The following is a 19,944-nucleotide window of genomic DNA, read 5'->3' on the forward strand; positions in this document are numbered from 1 at the left end:
GGACGTCGGTTTCCCTACGCGAGGGGAGGGCTGTACCTGCGTGCCGACCGGTGCCGAGCTCGGAGTCGACGAGAACGGTACGCCCACAGCGGGTTTCACCGCCCTGCACGCCGAGCTGGCACGCGGTTACGGCACCTCCCCCGAGCCGGCCGATCCCGGGCAGGTGCAGGCGATGCAGGTGGTGCTGCACCTGCCGAAGCTGGAGCCGCCCGCCCGCAGCGACCTGCTCGCCGCCGCGGCGGCCGTGGCGGTCGCGCTCTGCCTGGACGAGCGCTCCGGGCCGGGCGGGCCCTGGCAGCAGGGGTATCTGGGCTGGAAGCGGGGTCGCATCCGCAAGGTGGCGCGGCGGGCGCGCGGGGCGCAGTGGCGGGCGGCGCAGGAGGTCCCCGGGATCACGCTGACCGTGCGCGGGGCGCAGGCCAGGGCGCTGGTGCCGGGCCCGGTCGGTGCGGTGGACCCGCGGATCAAGCGGTTGCAGATCGGCGGCACCGAGTTGCTCGCCGACGAGCCGGACCCGCCGGCGCCGGGGATCCCGGTGCTCTGGGTGAACCGGGAGCTGGGGATGACGGTGGGGAAGGCGGCGGCGCAGGTCGGGCACGCGAGCATGCTGCTCGCCGGTGCGCTCCCGCTCGCCGCGGCCGCGCGCTGGGCGCGCGACGAATTCCGCTGCGCCGTGCGGGAAGCCGGGCCGGAGCGGTGGCGGGAGCTGCTCGCGCTGCACGAGCGCGGCGGCGCGGTGGCGGTGCGGGACGCCGGGTACACCGAGGTCGCGCCCGGTTCCATCACCGTGATCGCCGTTCCGCCCCGCGTCGGGTGAATCACGCGGGCCGGCAGCGGGATACGCCGGAGCCGGGGCGGCGCGGGGGTGCGGCGCCCGGTGCCGCGGCACCCGCCGCCCGCGCGGGGACCCGCCCGGCGATGCCGGGACGGACAACCCGTCTGCCCGTCCGCGCCGAGAGGCGAAGGTCCGGCCCGACCGGGGCGTCGATGCTCGGACGTGCCGCGGCAGCAAAAATCCCGCGCACCGCGCCGAGGGTGGCCGGGCGCGGGCGCCGCGCGTGGTCCAAGATGGAGCGCGTGTCGCAACCGGATCCCGATCTCCTCATCGACTTCAGCGCCGTGACCATCCGACGGTCCGGCCGCATCCTGGTCGGCCCCGTCACCTGGCAGGTCGAGCTGGACGAACGCTGGGTGGTGCTCGGCCCCAACGGCGCGGGGAAGACCTCCCTGCTCCGGATGGCCGCCGCCGAGCTGCACCCCACCGCGGGCACCGCGAACCTGCTCGGCGAGACGCTCGGCAGGGTCGCGGTCACCGAGCTGCGCCCGCGCATCGGGCTCTCCTCCGCCGCGGTCGCGGCCCGGGTGCCCGCCGACGAGAAGGTGGCCGACCTGGTGGTCTCGGCCGGGTACGCGGTGCTCGGCCGGTGGCGGGAGAAGTACGAGCGGGTGGATACCGAGCGCGCGCTGGACATGCTGGAGAGCCTGGGCGCCGAGCACCTCGCCGACCGCACCTACGGCACCCTCTCCGAGGGCGAGCGCAAGCGGGTGCTGATCGCCCGCGCCCTGATGACCGACCCGGAGCTGCTGCTGCTCGACGAGCCGGCCGCCGGGCTCGACCTCGGCGGACGCGAGGAGCTGGTGGAGCGCCTCGGCGACCTGGCAGGCGATCCCGACGCCCCGGCCATGGTGCTGGTCACCCATCACGTCGAGGAGATCCCGCCCGGCTTCACGCACGGCCTGCTGCTGCGCGAGGGCGAGGTGGTCGCCCAGGGGCTGCTCGCCGATGTGCTCACCGCGGAGAACCTGAGCGCCGCCTTCCGGCAGTCCATCGCGCTGGACCAGGTGGACGGCCGCTGGTTCGCGCGCCGGGCCAGGCGCTCCGGCAAGCACCGGCACCGCTGACCCGTCCGAGCAAGCGCTAGGGTGAGTTGGTGAGCGAGACGAACGATCCCGAGCGCGGTGTCTCGGAAAGCGTCGCCCCGCTGCGGGACGCCTCGACCGTCCTGCTGATGCGCGACGGCGCCGCCGGACCCGAGGTCTTCCTGCAGCGCCGGGTGACCGGCATGGATTTCGCCGCGGGCATGACGGTGTTCCCCGGCGGCGGGGTCGACCCGTCCGACGCCGACGCCGAGATCGCCTGGGCCGGGCCCGGCCCGGACTGGTGGGCCGGGCGCTTCGGCACCACCGGCCCGCGCGCCCAGGCGCTGGTCTGCGCCGCGGTCAGGGAGACCTTCGAGGAGTGCGGCGTCCTCCTCGCGGGCCCCACCGCCGACACGGTCGTCTCCGACACCACCGCGTACCGGGAAGCCAGGCACGCGCTGGAGTCCAGGGCGATCTCGCTCGCCGCCTTCCTGGCCGAGACCGGCCTCGTGCTCCGCGCCGACCTGCTGCGGCCGTGGGCCAACTGGGTCACCCCGGTGATCGAGCGCCGCCGCTACGACACCCGCTTCTTCGTCGCGGTGCTGCCGGAGGGGCAGCGCGCGGACGGCGCCACCTCCGAGGCCGAGGTGGTGCACTGGCGCACCCCGGCCGAGGCACTCGCGCGCTGGCGCGCGGGGCAGGACGTGCTGCTCCCGCCCACCTGGTCGCAGCTGGTGGCGGTCGGGGAGTACGCGGACACCGCCGCGGTGCTCGCCGCCCGGCCGGTGATCGAGCCGATCGAGCCGGTGGTGACGCGGCGGGACGGCCGCACGGTGCTGCGATTCCCGGACAGCGCACGGTACTTCGCCGACCTCCCGAACCCCATGGAGCTGCGCGGCTCGGCGCGCTGACCGGCGATTCGGCCGGGTAACCTCGCCAGCCATGTCGAACAACACGCCCGCGGAGTTCACCACCCTGGAGCTGCCGGAGCAGCGCGGGGTGGCGGTGCTGCGGTTCTCCCGGCCCCCGGCCAACCTGATCGACCTGCAACTGGCCCGCGAGATCGCGATCGCGGCCAAGCGGGCCGGGAAGAACACGGCGGTGGCGGCGCTGGTGCTCTACGGTGACGAGCGGATCTTCAGCGCGGGCGACGACCTGGCCGAGATCGGCACCTGGAGCCCGGACCAGGCGGTCGCGCTGGCGAGCGACCACGCCGAGCACCTCGGCATCCTGCCGACGCTCCCGTGTCCGACGGTCGCCGCCATCACCGGCTACTGCCTCGGCGGCGCGCTGGAGCTGGCGCTCGGCGCGGACCGGCGGATCGTGGGCGACAACGTCAAGCTGGGGCTGCCGCAGATCCAGCACGGCACCGTCCCGACGGCCGGGATGGACCTGCTGATCCGGGCGGTCGGCCGGAGCGCCGCCCGCGACCTGGTCTACAGCGGGCGGTACGTGGACGCCGAGGAGGCGCTGCGGCTGGGGCTGGTGGACGAGGTCGTTGCCCCGGACGACGTGTACGACGCGGCCCACCGCTGGGCCGAGCGCTTCACCGGCCGCTCCGGCGCGGCGGTGGCCGCCGCCAAGTCGGTGCTGGAGGCGCCCGCGCAGCTTTCCTCGCACGCGATCTCGGCGTGGATCGGGCTGGCGCTGACCGGGGAACCGCAGCGGTCCGCGGCGGCCTACGCGGCGGACGGCCCGAACCTGGTACCGGGAACCGGACGGTAGGCTCTGCGCTCATGACGGTACGCCCCGACGACCCCGCGCCGAACCCGCACGCCACCGCAGCCGAAGTGGAAGCAGCACGGGAGAACAACAAGCTCGCCCAGGTCCTCTACCACGACTGGGAGGCGGAGACCTACGACGACAAGTGGTCGATCTCCTACGACGAGCGGTGTATCGACTACGCGCGGGGCCGGTTCGACCTGGCCGCCGGCCCGGTCCAGCTGCCCTACGGCCGCGCGCTGGAGCTCGGCTGCGGCACCGGCTTCTTCCTGCTGAACCTCATGCAGGGCGGGGTCGCCAAGAGCGGCTCGGTCACCGACCTCTCGCCGGGCATGGTGCGGGTCGCGCTGCGCAACGCGGAGAACCTGGGGCTGGATGTGGACGGCCGGGTGGCCGACGCCGAGACCATCCCGTACGAGGACGACACCTTCGACCTGGTGGTCGGGCACGCCGTCCTGCACCACATCCCCGACGTCGAGCTGGCGCTGAAGGAGTGCCTGCGGGTGCTCAAGCCGGGCGGACGGTTCGTCTTCGCCGGTGAGCCGACCACCGCGGGCAATTTCTACGCCCGCTGGCTCGGCCGGATCACCTGGAAGATCACCACCACCATCACCAAGCTGCCGCCGCTGGCCGGCTGGCGGCGCCCGCAGGCCGAGCTGGACGAGTCGTCCAGGGCGGCCGCGCTGGAGGCCGTGGTTGACCTGCACACCTTCGAGCCGGACGAGCTGGAGGCCATCGCGCGGCGCGCGGGCGCGGTGGACGCGCACGCACACACCGAGGAGTTCGCGGCGGCGCTCTGGGGCTGGCCGGTGCGCACCTTCGAGGCGGCGGTGCCGGACGAGAAGCTCAGCCTGGGGTACCGGCTGTTCCAGTACAAGGCGTGGCTGAGACTGAGTGCGCTCGACGCGAAGGTGCTGCACCGGATCGTGCCGCGGCGCTTCTTCTACAACGCCATGATCACCGGCGTGAAGCCGGGCGCCCCCGCTCAGTAGTTGGGGTATGCCTTCGCGCGCGCGGACGTCGCGTTCCTCGGCAGCGCGGCCGGGCGCGCGGCGCTGGCGGCGACGGCGGAGCTGCCGCTGACCGACGGGTCGTTGCTCGCCGATCTCGGCCGGGTCCGGCGCGCGCACGGCGCCGCCGCGGCGGCGCTGGTGGAGACGGTGCGGCTGCGTCGCCGCGCCGTGGTGAAGCTGGACGGTGCGGGGGAGTGGCTGCTCACCGACGACGCGCTGCAGCAGGCGACGCCGAGCGCCGTGGCCCGGCACCGGGCCGCCCGGCTGGCCGGGCGCGAGGTGCACGACGTCACCTGCTCGATCGGCGGTGAGCTCGCCGCGCTGGCGCGCACGTGTACCGCCGTCATCGGTAGCGACGTGGACCCGGTGCGCCTCGCCATGGCGGCGCACAATCTCGCCGCAGTGCGTGCGGCGGGGCCGGACGCCGCTCGGCCGGAGCCGGGGCCGGTCGCGCTGGTCCGCGCGGACGCGCTGACTCCGTGCACCCGCGACACCGTGATCGTGGCCGACCCCGGACGCCGCGCGGGCGGCAGGCGCACGCACGACCCGGCCGCGCTGCAACCACCCCTGCCCGACCTCCGCACCGCCTACGCGGGCCGCGACCTGGTGGTGAAATGCGCCCCCGGCCTCGACTTCGCCCGCCTCGACTGGCCCGGCGAGATCGAAGTGACCTCCCTGGACGGCGGCGTCCGCGAAGCCTGCCTCTGGTCCCCCGGGCTCGCCGAACCGAAGGTCACCCGCCGCGCCACCGTGCTCCGCACCGGCCAGCCGCCGAGCACCCTCACCGACGCCGACCCGGACGATATCCCCGAGCGCGAACCGGGCAGCTGGATCGTCGACCCCGACGGCGCGGTGGTCCGAGCCGGACTGGTCCGCCAGTACGCGGCCCGGCACGACCTCTGGCAACTGGACCCCAGGATCGCCTACCTGACCGGCGCCGCCGTCCCCCCCGGCATCCGCGGTTTCCGCATCCTGGACCGCTTCGAATTCCGGGAGAAACCCCTGCGCGCCGAGCTCCGCCGCAGGGACTGCGGCCCCCTGGAGATCCTGGTCCGCGGCGTCGACCTCGACCCGGACCGCCTGCGCCGCACCCTGGCCCCGACCGGCCGCACCCCCTACACCCTGGTGATCACCCGGATCGGCCGCGCCGCCGCGGTCTTCCTCTGTACCGCTACCCCTGCGACACCGGGGTGAAGACGAACAGCTCGCCGATCCTGGTCGCCGTCACCACCTCGCCCTTCGGGCCGACGGCGGTGCCGGTCGTCGTTCCCTGCGCGTCGGGCAGCACGTCGGAGTCGACGGTCGCGCCGGTCTCGGTGTCGAAGGTGATGAGGGTGAGCCCGTCGCCGATCGCGGCCACCGTGTAGCCGGTGCCGCCCGCGGTCTGCACCGGGGTGCCGCGCAGCGCCAGATCCTTGCGCTCCCACACGGTTTCCACGGCGTCGCCGGTGTCGTGCAGGGCGAGCAGGTAGCCGTCGTCGCCGGCCGGGACGATGAGCCCGTCGGCATCGACGGAGAGCCCGCCGCGCGGGGTCCAGCCCAGCTCGTGCACCCAGCGGGTGCGGCCGTCGGCGGTGTCGAGGGCGAGCAGCCTGCCGCTGTTGTCGCCGACGTAGACGGTGCCGCCGTCGGCGGAGACGGTCGGCCCGGCGGCGGCGCCGTCGGTGAGCAGCTCGGCGCTCCACAGCCGCTCGATCCGGTCGCCGGTGTAGCGCAGCGCCACCAGCGCCGCGGCCGGGCGGCCCGGCTCCCACACCGTCGCGTAGATCCGCCCGGTGGCGCCGTCCACGGCGGCCTGGGTGGCGACCGCGCAGGTCGGGCCCCCGGTGGCGCAGTCGTCGAGCCCCTCCCCGGCGGCGGGCCAGGTGAGGCCGGGGGCGCGCAGGAAGTCGGGCTCGCCGAGCAGCTGCACGGTGGGCACCATGCGCTTGCCGGTCTGCCGCTCCAGCACGTCCACCTGCCCGGTCTGGGTGATCGAGAGGACATGGCCGTCGCCGGTGAACTGCATGGTCACCGGCACCCCGGCCACCGGGGTGCGCCAGCGCGGCTGGCCGAGGTAGTTGTCGGAGTTCACGCCGCTGTCGTCGCCGACGTAGACGTTGTTGGCCGAGTCGAGCAGCGTCGGCGCGGCGACGGCGTTCGGGCCGAGCTGGTTGCAGAAGCGTTTGCGGCCGCTCATCTGGAAGGAGAAGATCGCGCAGTTGGCGGTGCGGGTGGTGACGAACATCTGCCCCAGCGACCCCACCGTCACCGGCGCGGCCACCGGCCCGCCGAGCGGGCGCTGCCAGGCCGGGCCGAGCTCGCGCGAGCCCTCGACCGCGGTGGTGCCGCTGTTGCGGCCGTCGTTGTGCGCGGCCGTCCAGCCGAAGCCGGGGCCCTGCGTGATGTCGTCGACGTCGGTGCCGCAGGCGGTGAGCACGACCCCCGCCACCACCGCGGCGCCCAGCGCCACCGCGCGGGTACGCGAGGCGGGAGCCGCCCATCGGGACACCGAACGCGCACCGCCGCTTCGCACCTGCTGCTCTCCCCTCTGGGTCGTTGCCGGCGCCGAGACCGGCCGAGGGCAAGACTAGTCTGTGGTATCCGAGGACCGATCGACGGAGGAGACTTCGTGACGAGCATGTGGGGTGCACCGCTGCACTCACGCTGGCGGGGGTCGCGGCGCCGCGACCCGAAACAGGCCAGGTTCCTGACCCTGGCCTCGCTGCGCTGGGTGCTCGCCAACCGGGCGTACACGCCCTGGTACCTGGTGCGCTACTACCGGCTGTTCAAGTTCAAGGCGGCCAATCCGCACATCGTGCTGCGCGGCATGGTGTTCCTGGGCAAGGGGGTGGAGATCCACGCGACCCCCGAGCTGGGCCGGCTGGAGATCGGCCGCTGGGTGCACATCGGCGACGGCAATGCCATCCGCTGCCACGAGGGCTCGCTGCGCATCGGCGACAAGGTGGTGTTCGGCAAGGACAACGTGGTCAACACGTATCTCGATATCGAGATCGGCGAGTCCACCCTGGTCGCCGACTGGTGCTACATCACCGATTTCGACCACCGGATGGACGACATCACGCTGCCCATCAAGGACCAGGGCATCGTGAAGAGCCCGGTGCGGATCGGCCCGGACACCTGGATCGCCGCCAAGGTCACGGTGCTGCGCGAGACCAGGGTCGGCCGCGGCTGCGTGCTCGGCGCGCACGCGGTGGTGCGGGGCGACATCCCGGATTACAGCATCGCCGTCGGCGCCCCGGCCCGGGTGGTGAAGAACCGCAAGGTGGCCTGGGAGGCGGGCGCCGCCGAGCGGGAGAAGTACCTGGCCGCGCTGGCCGATATCGAGCGCAAGAAGAGCGGGGTCGGCGGCGGCGCGGCATGACCGGATACGCCGCCCTGCTCCGCGGGATCATGCCGAGCAACAAGAACATGGCCAACGACAAGCTGCGCGGCGTCGTTGAATCGCTCGGCTACACCAAGGTCGGCTCGGTGCTGGCCAGCGGCAATATCGTCTTCGATGCCGCGGAGACCGACGTCCCCGCGCTGGAGGACCGGATCCAGGGGGCGCTGCGCGAGCAGCTCGGCATCGCCGGCGGCACCATCATCCGGAGCCACGCCGAGCTGCGCGCCCTGCTCGACAGCGACCCCTTCGATGGCCGCAAGCACGAGCGCGGCAGCTACCTCATCGCCACCTTCTTCAAGCACGGCGCGACCACCGGCCTGCCCGCGAACGACGACCCCCGCGCCGAGGTGATCGGCTACGACGAGGCGGCCCGCGCCTTCCTCGCCGTGGTCGACAACAGCGATGCGGGCAAGACTCCCGACTTCATGTCCTGGCTGGAGAAGGCCTACGGCAAGGACATCACCACCCGCACCTGGCTCACGGTGCAGCGCATCGTGAAGAAGATGGAGGGCTGAGTTACTCCGGGTTACTCCGGGCTACTCCGGGTCGCGCTCGGGCAGCGGCCGCTCGACGATGGACGGGCGGCCGAGCGGAATCCGCACCCGGCGCTTGGCCGCGGCGTAGACCTGCGCCGTCTCCGCGGCCACCATGTCCCAGGCGAAGTCGGCGGTGAGCCGCTCCCTGGCCGCGACGGCGCGGCTCTGCGCGGCGGCCGGGTCGTCCAGCACCGCGCGCACCGCCTCGACCAGGCCGTCCACGTCGGCGGGGTGGAAGGAGGCGCCGGTGACGCCGTCCAGCACCGCCTCGCCGAGCCCGCCCGCCGTGGAGGCGACGAGCGGGATGCCTGCCGCGGCGGCCTCCAGCGCCACGATGCCGAACGGCTCGTAGCGGCTCGGCAGCACGATCGCGTCGGCCCCGTGCAGCCAGCCGAGCAGCTCCTGGTGGCCGAGCTGCCCGGCGAAGGTCACCGCGCGCGCCACCCGGTGCACCCTGGCCCGCTCGCGCAGCCACTCGAACTGGGTGCCGATCCCGGCGACGGTGAGTGTGGTGCCCGGGTGCGCGCGGCGGATCCGGGGCAGCGCCGCGATGGCGTCCTGCACGCCCTTCTCGTACTCCAGCCGACCGACGTAGAGCAGCCGGGGCGGGCCCGTGCGCGGGGCGCGGGCACGGAACTGCCAGGCCGCCACATCGATGCCGTTGCGGATCACGGTGATCGGCGGCAGCTCCGGCCCGTACAGCCGCTCCACCTCGTCCTGCATCGAGCCGGAGCAGGTGATGAGCGCGTCCGAGTCGTTCGCCAGCCACCACTCCACCGAGTGCACCTGCTTGTTCACCCGGCCCGCCACCCAGCCGCTGTGCCTGCCCGCCTCGGTGGCGTGCAGCGTGCTCACCAGCGGCACGTCGTAGAACTCGGCCAGCGCGACGGCCGGGTGCGCCACCAGCCAGTCGTGCGCGTGCACCACGTCGGGCACCCAGCCCTCGCCGACGCCCGGCTTGTGCAGCGCGATCCCGGCGCGCACCATGGCGTGCCCCATGGCCAGCGTCCAGGCCAGCATGTCCGCGCCGAAGTCGAAGCTCGGCGGGTCCTCCGCGACCGCGACCACGAGCACGCCCTCGGCGACGAAGGAGTGCGTGGGGTGGGTGCCCGCGTCGGTGCCGGTCGGACGGCGGGAGAGCACGACCACCTCGTGGCCGGCGGCGGCCAGCTCCACCGCCAGGTGATGCACATGCCTGCCGAGCCCGCCGACGACCACCGGCGGGTACTCCCACGACACCATCAAGATCTTCATATGCGTCCTTCTAGGCCCGGCCGGCCAGGCGTCGCGCGTCCAGAGCGGGGAAGAGCCCGTCGGCCGCGTTCCATCCTGCCGCCAATCGGTCCGCTTCAGCGAGCTGTCCCGCGGTGGCCGCCGCCGCGATCTCCCGGACGGCGTGCGCGTGCCGGTGTGCCCGCTCCCGCGCGTACCCCGCCGCGGAGTCCTTGCTGACCATGAAGGCCCAGTCGCTGGAGACCGTGAGGATGGCCTCGCGCACCAGCTGGTCGGCGACCCGGTCGCGCAGCCCGTGCCCGCCGCGCCCGGCACGCACTTTCTCCAGCGTGTCAAGGGTGAGCCGGACCACATCGGCATTCAGCTCCACCAGGTCCTGGACCTGGTCACCGGCCCAGACCCGCCAGTCCTTGCCCGACCCCCAGGAGGAGTCGGCGAGCTCCACCGGCGCCCCGACGTAGCCGTTCGCCCTGGCGTCGGCCAGCGTCCCGACGGTGATACCGGCCTCCGGCAGCGCGCGCAGCACCGCCGCGAGCCACTGCGGCCCCTCGTGCCACCAGTGTCCGAAAAGCTCGGTGTCGAAGGCGGCGACCACCAGCGCGGGGCGCCCGATCCGCGCGGATTCGGCGATCAGCCGCTCGCGGACGGTGGTCACGAAATCGCTGACATCGCGCTCGATGGCGGCGGCCGCGAGATCGGGGTCGTAGGGCGCCTTGTCCGGCCCGGCCACCGATTTGCCGGTGACCCGCGCGGGCTTCAGCCCTGTGCCGTGGTCGTAGTGGTGGAAGTCCCGGTAGGCGGCCTGCCCCGGGTAGCCGGACCGGGGCGACCAGACCCGATAGCTGACCGGCAGATCGCGCCCGAAGGCGAGCACCTCGGAGTCGAGCACCGGGCGGCCGAGGCTGCTGTCCCCGCGCAGGGCGGGGCCGTCGACCATGAAATGCGTCACACCGGCGGCGGCGTAGCCCTGCTCCATACCGGGGGTGAAGCCGCACTCCGGCGCCCAGATCCCGGCCGGGCGGTGGCCCCAGCGGAGCTCGGCGTCGGCCAGCCCCCCGTCCAGCTGGAAGGCGCGCAGCCGGGGCTCGAGCAGCGGCTGGAACGGGTGCGCCAGCGGGCCGCCGAGCAGCTCCACCGTCCCGGCCTCGGCCAGCGCGCGCCAGAGCGGCGCCGCGCCGTGCCGCCAGCGGGTCTCGAAATCGGCGAGCGCGGCGGTGGCCAGCCGGTGCTCGTACCGGCCGAGCGCCGCCTTGCCCGCCAGCGCCGCCTCGTCGGCGCGCAGCTGCCAGTTGCCGAGCCAGTGGTGCATTCCCGCGAGGCAGTGCGGGTCGTCGAGCTGGGCCGCGAGCACCGGCGTCACGCCCAGGCTGAGCAGGCTCGAACGGCCCTCCGCGGCAAGCTCTTCCAGTACCCGGAGCACCGGAATGTAGGAGGCGGCCCAGGATTGGTAGAGCCACTCCTCGCCCACCGGCCAGCGGCCGTGGTGCGCCAGCCAGGGCAGGTGCGAGTGCAACACCAGCGTGAATTGCCCGGGGACGGTCACGGTTTCACCGCGATGGCGACCAGGTCGAGGCTGGCGTCGATATCGTCGGCGCGCAGCGCGAAGTCGTCGATGCCGACCGCGGCGACGTCGGCGGTCAGCGCCGCGGGCCAGGGCTCCCCGGCCAGCGCGCGCTCGATCTGCGCGTCGATGAAGGAGCCGCCGTGCTTGGCGTCCAGCGCTTTCAGCGCGGGGCCGTGGTGCACGCCGATCAGCTCGGCCACCGTGAATCCCGCCTCGACCAGGAGTTCGGTCAGCTCGGCGGCGTTCAGCTCGCGGGTGTGGAACGGGTTGAGCGGGGTGTCGCGCCCCGGCGAGAAGGTGATCCGGTTCGGCGTGCTGATCAGCAGTTCGCCACCGGGCCGCAGCACCCGCAGGCACTCGCGCAGGAACTGCCCCTGATCCCAGAGGTGCTCGATGACCTGGAAGTTCACCACCACGTCGACCGAGGCGTCCGGCAGCGGCAGCGCGGCCAGATTGCCCTGCACCATCTCCACCCGCGGGTACCGCGCGCGGACGTGCGCCACCGCCGACTCGTCGTAGTCCACGCCGGTGACCCGGCGCGCCACCCCCGCGATCATGTCCGCGCCGTATCCCTCGCCGGACCCCGCCTCCAGCACCTCGCGGCCCGTACAGTGGCCGAGCAGCCGCGCGTAGACCACCTCGTGCCGGCGGAACCAGTAGTTCTCCTCCGCGATTCCCGGCACCGTGCGCTCGCCGGTGAGCGGCAGCGGCGCAGCGGCGTCCGATGCGGCAGGGATCACAGCTTCGCTCATTGTTCCGACGTTACTGGCCGGGCATTCCAGAGGTACGCTCGGAGTAAGTTACCCACGAGTAACTTAACGTAGGGTAATCTCCTGGATCGAGCTATCAGAAGGACGTACGGCCGCCAGGCCGGCCGCCAACCCGTGCCCCCAGAAGGAGGTCGACGAAGACCGATGCCGAACATCGTCGTACTCATCAAGCAGGTTCCCGACACCTGGTCCGAGCGCAAGCTCAGCGATGGTGACTACACCCTCGACCGCGAGGCCGCCGACGCCGTCCTCGACGAGATCAACGAGCGCGCGGTCGAAGAGGCGCTGCTGATCAAGGAGGCGCAGGGCGGCGAGGTGACCGTGCTGACGGCCGGCCCGGACCGGGCCACCGAGGCCATCCGCAAGGCGCTCTCCATGGGCGCCGACAAGGCCATCCACATCAACGACCCGGCCATCCACGGCTCGGACGCGGTGCAGACCTCGTACGTGCTCGCCGCGGCGCTCGGCCAGATCGAGGGCGTCGAGCTGGTCATCTCCGGCAACGAGGCCACGGACGGCCGCATGGGCGCGATCCCGGCGATCATCGCCGAGTACCTGGGGCTGCCGCAGCTCACCCACCTCCGCAAGCTCACCGTGGACGGCGACAAGGTCACCGGCGAGCGGGAGACCGACGAGGGCGTGTTCAAGCTGGAGGCGAACCTGCCCGCCATCGTCAGCGTGAACGAGAAGATCAACGAGCCGCGCTTCCCCTCCTTCAAGGGCATCATGGCCGCGAAGAAGAAGGAAGTGCAGACCTTCACCCTCGCCGACCTGGGCGTCGAGGCGGACACCGTCGGGTTCGAGAACGCGGGCAGCAAGGTCACCGCCGCCACCCCGAAGCCGCCGCGCACCGCGGGCGAGAAGGTCACCGACGAGGGCGACGGCGGCACGAATATCGCCAAGTACCTGGTCGGCCAGAAGATCATCTGACCCGGGTCACCCGCCCCACACGGACTTTTCAGGAGAGAGAAGACATGGCTGAAGTACTCGTGCTGGTCGAGCACGCCGAGGGTGCCCCGAAGAAGGTCACCACCGAACTGATCACCGCCGCCCGCGCGCTGGGCGAGCCCGCCGCCGTCGTGGTCGCCGCCCCCGGCACCGCCGACAAGCTGGCCGACGCGCTGACCCAGGCCGGCGCCGAGAAGATCTACGTCGCCGAGTCCGACGACGCCGACGGCTTCCTGGTCACGCCCAAGGTCGACGTGCTCGCCGCGCTCTCGGAGTCGGCCTCGCCCGCCGCGATCATCACCGCCGCCAGCGCCGAGGGCAAGGAGGTGTCCGGCCGGCTCGCCGCGCGCATCGGCTCCGGGCTGCTCTGCGACGTGGTCGCCGTGAACTCCGACGGCTCCGCGGTGCACTCCATCTTCGGTGGCGCCTTCACCGTCGACGCTCAGGCCACCGGCGACGTGCCGGTGATCTCGGTGCGCCCCGGCGCCATCGAGGCGGCCCCGCAGGCCGGTGCGGGCGAGAAGGTCACCGTCGAGGTGCCCGCGCAGGAGGAGGGGGTCGTCAAGATCACCTCGCGCGATCCCATCGAGGGCGGCGACCGCCCGGAGCTCACCGAGGCGAGCATCGTCGTCTCCGGTGGCCGCGGTGTCGGCTCGGCCGAGAAGTTCTCCGTGGTCGAGGAGCTGGCCGACTCGCTCGGCGCCGCCGTCGGCGCCTCGCGTGCCGCCGTCGACTCGGGCTACTACCCGGGCCAGTTCCAGGTCGGCCAGACCGGCAAGACGGTCTCCCCGCAGCTGTACGTCGCGCTCGGCATCTCCGGCGCGATCCAGCACCGCGCGGGCATGCAGACCTCGAAGACCATCGTCGCCGTCAACAAGGACGAAGAGGCGCCGATCTTCGAGATCGCCGATTACGGCATCGTGGGCGACCTGTTCAATGTCGCGCCGCAGCTCACCGATGAGGTGAAGAAGCACAAGGGCTGATTCTTTCGGTCCTTTCGGACGGCCCGGTTCCTCGTCGGAACCGGGCCGTCCGGCGTTCCGGACCGTGGCGGCGTCGGGCGCGTTGCCCGGCCGCTGCGGCGGGCCGTTCGCCGCCGGACGCGGGCACTGCGGGCTCGGACGATCGCGACCTCGACCCGGCCATCGCCGGTTACGCGCTGTGCAACGCCGCCAGCAGCGTGGTGAGCACCGGCGACTGCCTGGTCTCGGCCCGGATCACCGCATTGACCGGCACCCGCAGCCGATGGTCGGCGAGCTCGACGGTGGCGATCCCGTCCGTTGGGCTGTGCGCGTAGAGCACCGTCCACGCGTCCGGGTGGTTGATCAGCTCCATGGTCGCGGTGTGATCGGCGGGGATCGGCGGCCCGTACGTCGGTCCGACCGGCAGATCGGCGAAGGCTGAGCGAATCACCGTGTGCAGCAGCACCTGCTCCGACTCCGGCGGCAGCAGCAGCGGGAAATCGCTCAGCTCGCGCAGCGTCACATTGGTGCGCCAGGCCAGCGGGTGCGCGGGCGCCACCGCGAGCATGAGCTCCTCCACCCACAGCTGCTCCACCGCGATCCCGGGCTGATCCACCGACCCCCGGATGAGCGCGAGGTCGCAGTCCCCGTCCGCCACCGCCGAGATCCGCTGCCGGAACGGCTTGATCACGAACTCGATCTCGGCTCCCGGGTGCGCCTCCCTGGCCCCGGCGATGGCGGAGAGCGAACGGGTGGCGAACGACATGTTCGCCGCCAGCCGGATCCGGCTCCCGGTCGAGCGCACCGCGGCCCTGATCGCCGATTCCAGGCTCAGCATCTGCTTGGCGAGCGGCAGCAGCCGGGTGGTGGCGTCGGTCGGGACCACAGCGCGGGTGGTGCGCTCGAAGAGCTGGACCGAGAGGTCGCGCTCCAGCCGGGCGATCTGATGGCTGATGGCCGATTGCGAGATGAAGCAGCGCGCCGCGGCGCGGCTGAAGCTCAGCTCCTCGCAGACGGCGACGAAGTATGCCAGCTGACGCAGCTCCACGCAAAGCCCCCTATTCATGAGTGGGTCAGATAAGAGTCATCGTGATTATGCGCCCCATCGGGTGAAATATCTCCGATATGAATGACGGTTAGTAATGAGAGAAGGAAACGAACACACACACCTGGTGAGGGGACACCGATCATGGAACAGCCGTTGGCCGACACCACACCCGTCCTGGCCGGCGGGGCGGACACCACTCCGCTCGGTACCGAGCACGTCGAACACGCCGACGTCGTCATCGTCGGCTCCGGCTTCGGCGGCCTGGCCGCCGCCAAGCGCCTCGCCAAGGCGGGCATCAACTTCGTGCTGATCTCCAGCACCAGGGAGCATCTCTTCCAGCCGCTGCTCTACCAGGTCGCCACCGGTGTGCTGGAGTCCGGCGAGATCGCCCCGCCCATCGCCTCGGTGCTGCGCAGGCACGAGGAGGCCGATGTCAGGCAGGGCACGGTCGTCGCCGTCGACCCGGCCACCGCGATCCTCACCTATGCCACCCCGAACGGCATCCAGCGCAGGCTGCGTTACGGCTCGCTGATCGCCGCCACCGGAGCCAGCCAGTCCTACTTCGGCCGCGACGACTTCGCGGAGAAGACGTTCTCGCTCAAGACCATCGACGACGCCAAGGCGCTGCGCGCGCAGATCGAGCGGGTCTTCGCGGAGGCGAAGCACGCCGACGCCGAGACCAGGCGCAAGCTGCTCAGCTTCGTCGTGGTCGGCGCGGGCGCGACCGGCGTCGAGGTCGCAGGCCAGCTGAAGGAGCTCGCCAAGCGGCACTACCACCAGGAGATCTCGGTGACCCTGGTCGAGGGCGCGGGCGCGGTGCTTCCGCCCTTCGGCGGCGGGCTCTCGGAGTACGCGAAGGAGACGCTCGCAGGCAGCGGCGTCGAGGTGCTGCTCGGCACCTTCGTCACCGACATCCAGTACGGCGAGGTCACCGTCGAGGACAAGGCGGGCGTGCAGCGCCCGCTCCCGGCCGAGACCGTGGTCTGGTCGGCGGGCGTGCAGGTGGGCGGCTTCGCGACGGTGCTGGCCGAGGCCACCGGCGTGGCCACCGACCGCGCGGGCAGGCTGCTGGTGAACCCGGACCTGACCGTCGGCGGCTACGCCGACATCTACGCCATCGGCGACATGACCTCGCTGAACGGCTACCCGGGGCAGTCCCCGGTCGCCATGCAGGAGGGCAGGCACGTCGCCGACGTGATCGCCAGGCGCAAGCAGCCGGGCACCGCGTTCCACTACTGGGACAAGGGCAGCATGGCGGTGATCAGCCGGTTCAGCGCCGTGGTGAAGCTCAACGAGCGCATCACCTTCCGCGGCTTCATCGCCTGGTTCATGTGGCTCGCGGTGCACCTGCTGTACCTGGTCGGCTTCCGCAACCGGTTCGCCGCCGTGGTCTCCTGGCTGGTCGCCTTCATCGGCACCGGCCGCCCCGGTTTCGACGAGGTGGAGCCGGCGGAGATCGCCGCGCTGGAGCGGGAACGCCTGGCCGCCTGACCCATCCGAGGCGATCGCGCCGTCCCCGTCGGGCTGCGCGATCGTCGTATTCCGGGCACCCGGCATCAGCGGTGGCACGGTCGGGCGAACCCGCTCCGACGCGTCGGTGAACAGTCGGTGTGACGGATATCTCGTTAACCGAACGGGCACACTCCTGACACCACGCGGACGCCGCGGCGCGGTTTCCGGGTGAGTTCATCGGGTACATGACAATCTCGTCCGTGCTGACAGCCCCGGCTCGACCGACGGACGCGGGGGTGGAAAGAGCCCGCTACGCCCTGGTCGTCTCGTCCGATGCCGAGCACCGGGAGGCCGCGCAGCGGCTGCGCTACCGCGTGTTCGCCGGCGAGCCCGGCTTCTCCATCCCCGACACCGGCACCGGCCTCGACGCCGACCGCTTCGACGATTTCTGCGACCACCTGCTGGTCCGCGACGAGGCCAGCGGCGAGTACGTCGGCTGCTACCGCATGCTGCCCCCGGACCGGGCCGCGGCCGCCGGTGGCTACTACACCGCCACCGAGTTCGACCTGAGCGCGCTCGACCCGCACGGCAATCGGATCGTCGAGATGGGCCGCGCCTGCGTGCTGCCCGAGCACCGCAACGGCTCGGTGGTCACGCTCATGTGGGCCGGGATCCTGCACTACATCCAGCTCACCGGGCACGAGTGGGTCATGGGCTGCGTCTCGGTGCCCATGCGGGACAAGCCGGAGGACGCCGCCGGGATGAACGTGCGCGGCGTGCGCGACCTGGTGCTCGCCAAGCACGCGAGCACGCCCGAGCGCCGGGTCCGGCCGTACCACCCGGTGGTGGTCGACGGGCTGGCGCTGGACGAGCTGCCCGCCCCCCGCCGCGCCAAGCTGCCGCCGCTCATGAGCGGTTACCTCCGGCTCGGCGCCGAGGTCTGCGGCGAGCCCGCGCACGACCCGGATTTCGCCGTCGCCGACTTCGTCGTGCAGCTCGGCCTCTCGACCATCAACACCCGCTACCTGAATCGGCTGCAGGACGCGGCCGCCGGCTTCGGAGGCTGATCGCCATGGTGACCGAGATCTTCGCCGCGCCGCAGGGGGCGGCTGTGCACTCCTGGATGCCGGCCAGCCCGTGTGGGGCGGGGTGCATCGACGAGGGGGAGCGGGTCGGCCGCCTCCGGGTGGCGGCCAGGGTCGCCGGGGTCGCCGGGCTGCTGCTCAGCTTCCCCGTGGTGAACGGGCTGACTCCGGCGAGCCGCCGGGAGCCGCTGCACCGCGGTTATGCCCGCGCCATGCTGAGCGTCCTTGGTGTCCGGCTTTCAGTCATCGATAACCGCGATGCCTCGCAGCCGACCATCGATGCGCTGGCACGAGTCTCCGCGGTCGAGCCCAACGCCGACCCCGCGCCGGACCGGAACGCCGCATCTTCCGGCACAGAATCCAGTCGAGCCGCGAAGCGGACGCGATATGCCGAACCCGGAAAAGGCGCCCTGATCATCGCAGGCCACGTCAGCTGGTCCGACGTCCTCGTACTGGCAGCAGTCCAGCCCCTCGGCTTCGTAGCCCGAGCCGACATGCTCGACTGGCCCCTACTGGGCAAACTCGCCGTCCGCATGCGCGTCATCCCCATCGAACGCGAAAGCCTCCGCAAACTCCCCGCGGTAGTCGAACAGCTCCGCGACCGCCTGCTGGCGGGCGACCGCGTAGCCGCCTTCCCCGAAGGAACCACCTGGTGCGGCCGCGCCTACGGCTCCCTGCGCCCCGCCCTCTTCCAGGCCGCCATCGACGCGGGCACCCCGGTGCAGCCGGTCCGCCTCGCCTACCGCGACCGGAACGGCGGCTCCTGCACCGTCCCCGCCTTCATCGGCGACGACGGCTTCACCACCTCCGCCGCCCGCGTCCTGCGCGCCCGCGGCATGGTCGCCGAGGTCGTTCTGGAGCCGGCGGAACAGGCCGGCAAAGACCGTCGCGACCTGGCCCGCCGGGTCGAGCGCGCGGTCCGCGGCGCGGGCCGGTCGACGCACGGGATCTGGATCGAAGCCGGTGCCACCCGGGTCCAGGACCCGGATCTCGACGCCGCCGAGCCGGAGGTGCGCCGCCCGCGCCGCCTGCTCCCCGGGCGCCGGAAGGCCGCTGCCGCTCGCTAGGGAGCGTTCATCGCGTCCCGCACACTCGTCTCCTGGTCCCCCAGGAAACGGGGTGCGGGCCGCGCGAGCATGGCAAGCGCCGCCTTGCTCGCCGCCAGCTGGTCACGCAGGTAGCACTTCCACCAGATCCCATTGCGCGGCTGCCCGTCGTCGGCGACCCCGTCGGTCGCGATCCCCGCCGTCCGGCACAGCGCGATGGTGCGCGGCATGCTGAAGTCCTGCGTCACGACGATCGCGCTGGTGACCCCGAAGATCTCTTTCGCCCGAACGCAGGATTGGTACGTGTCGAACCCCGCGTAGTCCAGCGCCACCTTGCGCTCCGACACCCCCGTGCGCACCAGGTAATCCCGCATGACCGTCGGCTCGTCGTGCTCCGGCGTGCTGTTGTCCCCCGTGACCAGCAGCGCCTTCACCTTGCCCGCCGCCAGCAGCTCGCGCCCGATATCCAGCCGCGCCGCCAGGTACGGCGACGGCTCACCGCGCTTCTCGTAGATCTGCGCCCCGAACACGATCGCCACATCGGCCGTCGGCACCGACGCGACCGTGTGCTCGTGCCCGGCTCCGCGCCACCGCACCCACCCGATCGCGCTCGCCGCCACCACCGTCACCGCGAGTACCGAAATCGCTCCCACGCGCAGGAGTGTTCGTGGCCGGAGCCATCTCCGCAGCGCGTCCCCTCGTTTCCTCATGGGCCCAGTGTGGCGGGTCCGCCGAGGGTGTGCGGCGCCCGCGCGAATGCCGCTGGCGGCGACGTCTTTTCGGCTATATTGGCAGCACGCACCGAGGTGGGCGGTGGAATGGGGAGGTTGACCGAGGTGGATCCTGTGACAGCGGCGGTGGTCGCGGCCATCGCAGTGGGCGCGGCAGCGGGGGTACAGGACACCGCGGCGCACGCCGTGAAAGACGCTTATGTCGGCCTGAAGAGCGTGATCTCGCGGAAGTACCGGGGTGTGGACGTCTCCGGGGTCGAGCGGAAGCCCGATTCGGAAGCGAAGAAGGCATCGCTCGCCGAGGACCTCGACGATGCGGGCGCCGCCGGTGACGCGGAGCTGGCGGCGGCGGCCGCGGCACTGCTGGAGGCCGCGCGTCGGCATGCCACGCAAGCCGTAGTCGGCGTCGATGTCGACGGCCTGGTCGCTGCGGCGCTCGATATCGCCGATGTCCGCTCGATCGGGGACGGAGTACGGGTGACGAACAGCCGGATTGCCGGTCCGGCGAGCATCAGCGGGGTTCGCGCCGGGCCGGTTCAGCCGCGTCACCCTGGCACGGCGCGGGCCTGAGTCCCGGTAGCCCCGCGCC

Annotated in this window: 20 protein-coding genes; 14 read left to right on the forward strand and 6 right to left on the reverse strand. The window is 72.5% G+C overall.

From position 1 onward, the window contains the following. The first annotated feature begins 40 nt into the window (after positions 1 to 40). The 6 genes from NH2_RS23440 to NH2_RS23465 all read left to right on the forward strand — a co-directional run bounded on the left by NH2_RS23440 (position 41) and on the right by NH2_RS23465 (position 5,789). Positions 41 to 817 (forward strand): peptidyl-tRNA hydrolase, encoded by a 777-nt coding sequence (locus tag NH2_RS23440; protein WP_067658436.1) that lies wholly within the window; start codon positions 41 to 43, stop codon positions 815 to 817. Between the two features lie 251 nt (positions 818 to 1,068). Next, positions 1,069 to 1,902: an ABC transporter ATP-binding protein gene (locus NH2_RS23445; protein WP_067658439.1), complete on the forward strand. Its 834-nt coding sequence runs from the start codon at positions 1,069 to 1,071 to the stop codon at positions 1,900 to 1,902. Between the two features lie 29 nt (positions 1,903 to 1,931). Then, complete coding sequence (locus tag NH2_RS23450) at positions 1,932 to 2,771, forward strand: NUDIX hydrolase (protein WP_067658442.1); 840 nt, start codon at positions 1,932 to 1,934, stop codon at positions 2,769 to 2,771. A 31-nt stretch (positions 2,772 to 2,802) separates the two neighbouring features. Continuing rightward, positions 2,803 to 3,585: an enoyl-CoA hydratase-related protein gene (locus NH2_RS23455; protein ID WP_067658445.1), complete on the forward strand. Its 783-nt coding sequence runs from the start codon at positions 2,803 to 2,805 to the stop codon at positions 3,583 to 3,585. An 11-nt stretch (positions 3,586 to 3,596) separates the two neighbouring features. Continuing rightward, on the forward strand, positions 3,597 to 4,574 hold the full coding sequence (locus NH2_RS23460; RefSeq protein WP_067658448.1) for a class I SAM-dependent methyltransferase: 978 nt from the start codon (positions 3,597 to 3,599) through the stop codon (positions 4,572 to 4,574). After that, positions 4,575 to 5,789 carry a class I SAM-dependent methyltransferase gene (locus NH2_RS23465; protein WP_067658451.1) on the forward strand — a complete coding sequence of 405 codons (1,215 nt, stop codon included), beginning with the start codon at positions 4,575 to 4,577 and terminating at the stop codon, positions 5,787 to 5,789. It abuts the gene before it with no gap. Here NH2_RS23465 and NH2_RS23470 read toward each other — a convergent pair. Continuing rightward, on the reverse strand, positions 5,767 to 7,086 hold the full coding sequence (locus NH2_RS23470) for an outer membrane protein assembly factor BamB family protein (protein WP_067658453.1): 1,320 nt from the start codon (positions 7,084 to 7,086) through the stop codon (positions 5,767 to 5,769). The genes NH2_RS23465 and NH2_RS23470 overlap by 23 nt on opposite strands. A gap of 120 nt (positions 7,087 to 7,206) precedes the next feature. Here NH2_RS23470 and NH2_RS23475 point away from each other — a divergent pair, with 120 nt between their 5' ends. Beyond that, positions 7,207 to 7,959, forward strand: coding sequence for an acyltransferase (locus NH2_RS23475; RefSeq protein WP_067658456.1), 753 nt, complete (start codon positions 7,207 to 7,209; stop codon positions 7,957 to 7,959). Beyond that, positions 7,956 to 8,495, forward strand: a complete 540-nt coding sequence (locus tag NH2_RS23480; RefSeq protein ID WP_067658459.1) for a DUF1697 domain-containing protein — start codon at positions 7,956 to 7,958, stop codon at positions 8,493 to 8,495. Before NH2_RS23475 ends, NH2_RS23480 begins: the two co-directional genes overlap by 4 nt. A gap of 21 nt (positions 8,496 to 8,516) precedes the next feature. On the opposite strand, the gene NH2_RS23485 is transcribed toward NH2_RS23480, so the two are convergent. From NH2_RS23485 to NH2_RS23495, 3 genes are read right to left on the reverse strand one after another with little or no spacing between them, the layout of a single operon-like run. Beyond that, positions 8,517 to 9,770, reverse strand: coding sequence for a glycosyltransferase family 4 protein (locus tag NH2_RS23485; protein WP_067658462.1), 1,254 nt, complete (start codon positions 9,768 to 9,770; stop codon positions 8,517 to 8,519). 10 nt (positions 9,771 to 9,780) lie between these two features. After that, positions 9,781 to 11,292: a 1,4-alpha-glucan branching protein domain-containing protein gene (locus NH2_RS23490; RefSeq protein WP_067658464.1), complete on the reverse strand. Its 1,512-nt coding sequence runs from the start codon at positions 11,290 to 11,292 to the stop codon at positions 9,781 to 9,783. Next, complete coding sequence (locus tag NH2_RS23495) at positions 11,289 to 12,065, reverse strand: class I SAM-dependent methyltransferase (RefSeq protein WP_067658467.1); 777 nt, start codon at positions 12,063 to 12,065, stop codon at positions 11,289 to 11,291. Before NH2_RS23495 ends, NH2_RS23490 begins: the two co-directional genes overlap by 4 nt. Before the next feature lie 162 nt (positions 12,066 to 12,227). Here NH2_RS23495 and NH2_RS23500 point away from each other — a divergent pair, with 162 nt between their 5' ends. Next, entirely contained in the window at positions 12,228 to 13,013 is a 786-nt protein-coding gene (locus tag NH2_RS23500) for an electron transfer flavoprotein subunit beta/FixA family protein (RefSeq protein WP_067658470.1), read from the forward strand. Positions 13,014 to 13,057: 44 nt separating this feature from the next. Continuing rightward, entirely contained in the window at positions 13,058 to 14,014 is a 957-nt protein-coding gene (locus NH2_RS23505) for an electron transfer flavoprotein subunit alpha/FixB family protein (RefSeq protein ID WP_067658473.1), read from the forward strand. Between the two features lie 169 nt (positions 14,015 to 14,183). Here the strand turns inward: NH2_RS23505 and NH2_RS23510 are convergent, their stop codons facing one another. After that, complete coding sequence (locus tag NH2_RS23510; RefSeq protein ID WP_067658476.1) at positions 14,184 to 15,041, reverse strand: LysR family transcriptional regulator; 858 nt, start codon at positions 15,039 to 15,041, stop codon at positions 14,184 to 14,186. 141 nt (positions 15,042 to 15,182) lie between these two features. On the opposite strand from NH2_RS23510, the gene NH2_RS23515 reads away from it, so the two are divergent. From NH2_RS23515 to NH2_RS23525, 3 genes are all read left to right on the forward strand, one after another. Next, positions 15,183 to 16,532 (forward strand): NAD(P)/FAD-dependent oxidoreductase, encoded by a 1,350-nt coding sequence (locus NH2_RS23515; RefSeq protein WP_084505814.1) that lies wholly within the window; start codon positions 15,183 to 15,185, stop codon positions 16,530 to 16,532. A 206-nt stretch (positions 16,533 to 16,738) separates the two neighbouring features. Beyond that, positions 16,739 to 17,560 (forward strand): GNAT family N-acetyltransferase, encoded by an 822-nt coding sequence (locus NH2_RS23520; protein WP_067658481.1) that lies wholly within the window; start codon positions 16,739 to 16,741, stop codon positions 17,558 to 17,560. 5 nt (positions 17,561 to 17,565) lie between these two features. Then, positions 17,566 to 18,645, forward strand: coding sequence for a lysophospholipid acyltransferase family protein (locus NH2_RS23525; RefSeq protein WP_067658484.1), 1,080 nt, complete (start codon positions 17,566 to 17,568; stop codon positions 18,643 to 18,645). On the opposite strand, the gene NH2_RS29295 is transcribed toward NH2_RS23525, so the two are convergent. Then, on the reverse strand, positions 18,642 to 19,277 hold the full coding sequence (locus tag NH2_RS29295; protein ID WP_169811526.1) for a SanA/YdcF family protein: 636 nt from the start codon (positions 19,275 to 19,277) through the stop codon (positions 18,642 to 18,644). The two genes, NH2_RS23525 and NH2_RS29295, sit on opposite strands and share 4 nt — an antisense overlap. A gap of 183 nt (positions 19,278 to 19,460) precedes the next feature. Here NH2_RS29295 and NH2_RS29300 point away from each other — a divergent pair, with 183 nt between their 5' ends. After that, on the forward strand, positions 19,461 to 19,925 hold the full coding sequence (locus tag NH2_RS29300; protein WP_501193510.1) for a Het-E N-terminal domain-containing protein: 465 nt from the start codon (positions 19,461 to 19,463) through the stop codon (positions 19,923 to 19,925). Positions 19,926 to 19,944: the final 19 nt, after the last annotated feature.

This window comes from Nocardia harenae NBRC 108248, from assembly GCF_001612885.1.
Classification (GTDB): domain Bacteria; phylum Actinomycetota; class Actinomycetes; order Mycobacteriales; family Mycobacteriaceae; genus Nocardia; species Nocardia harenae.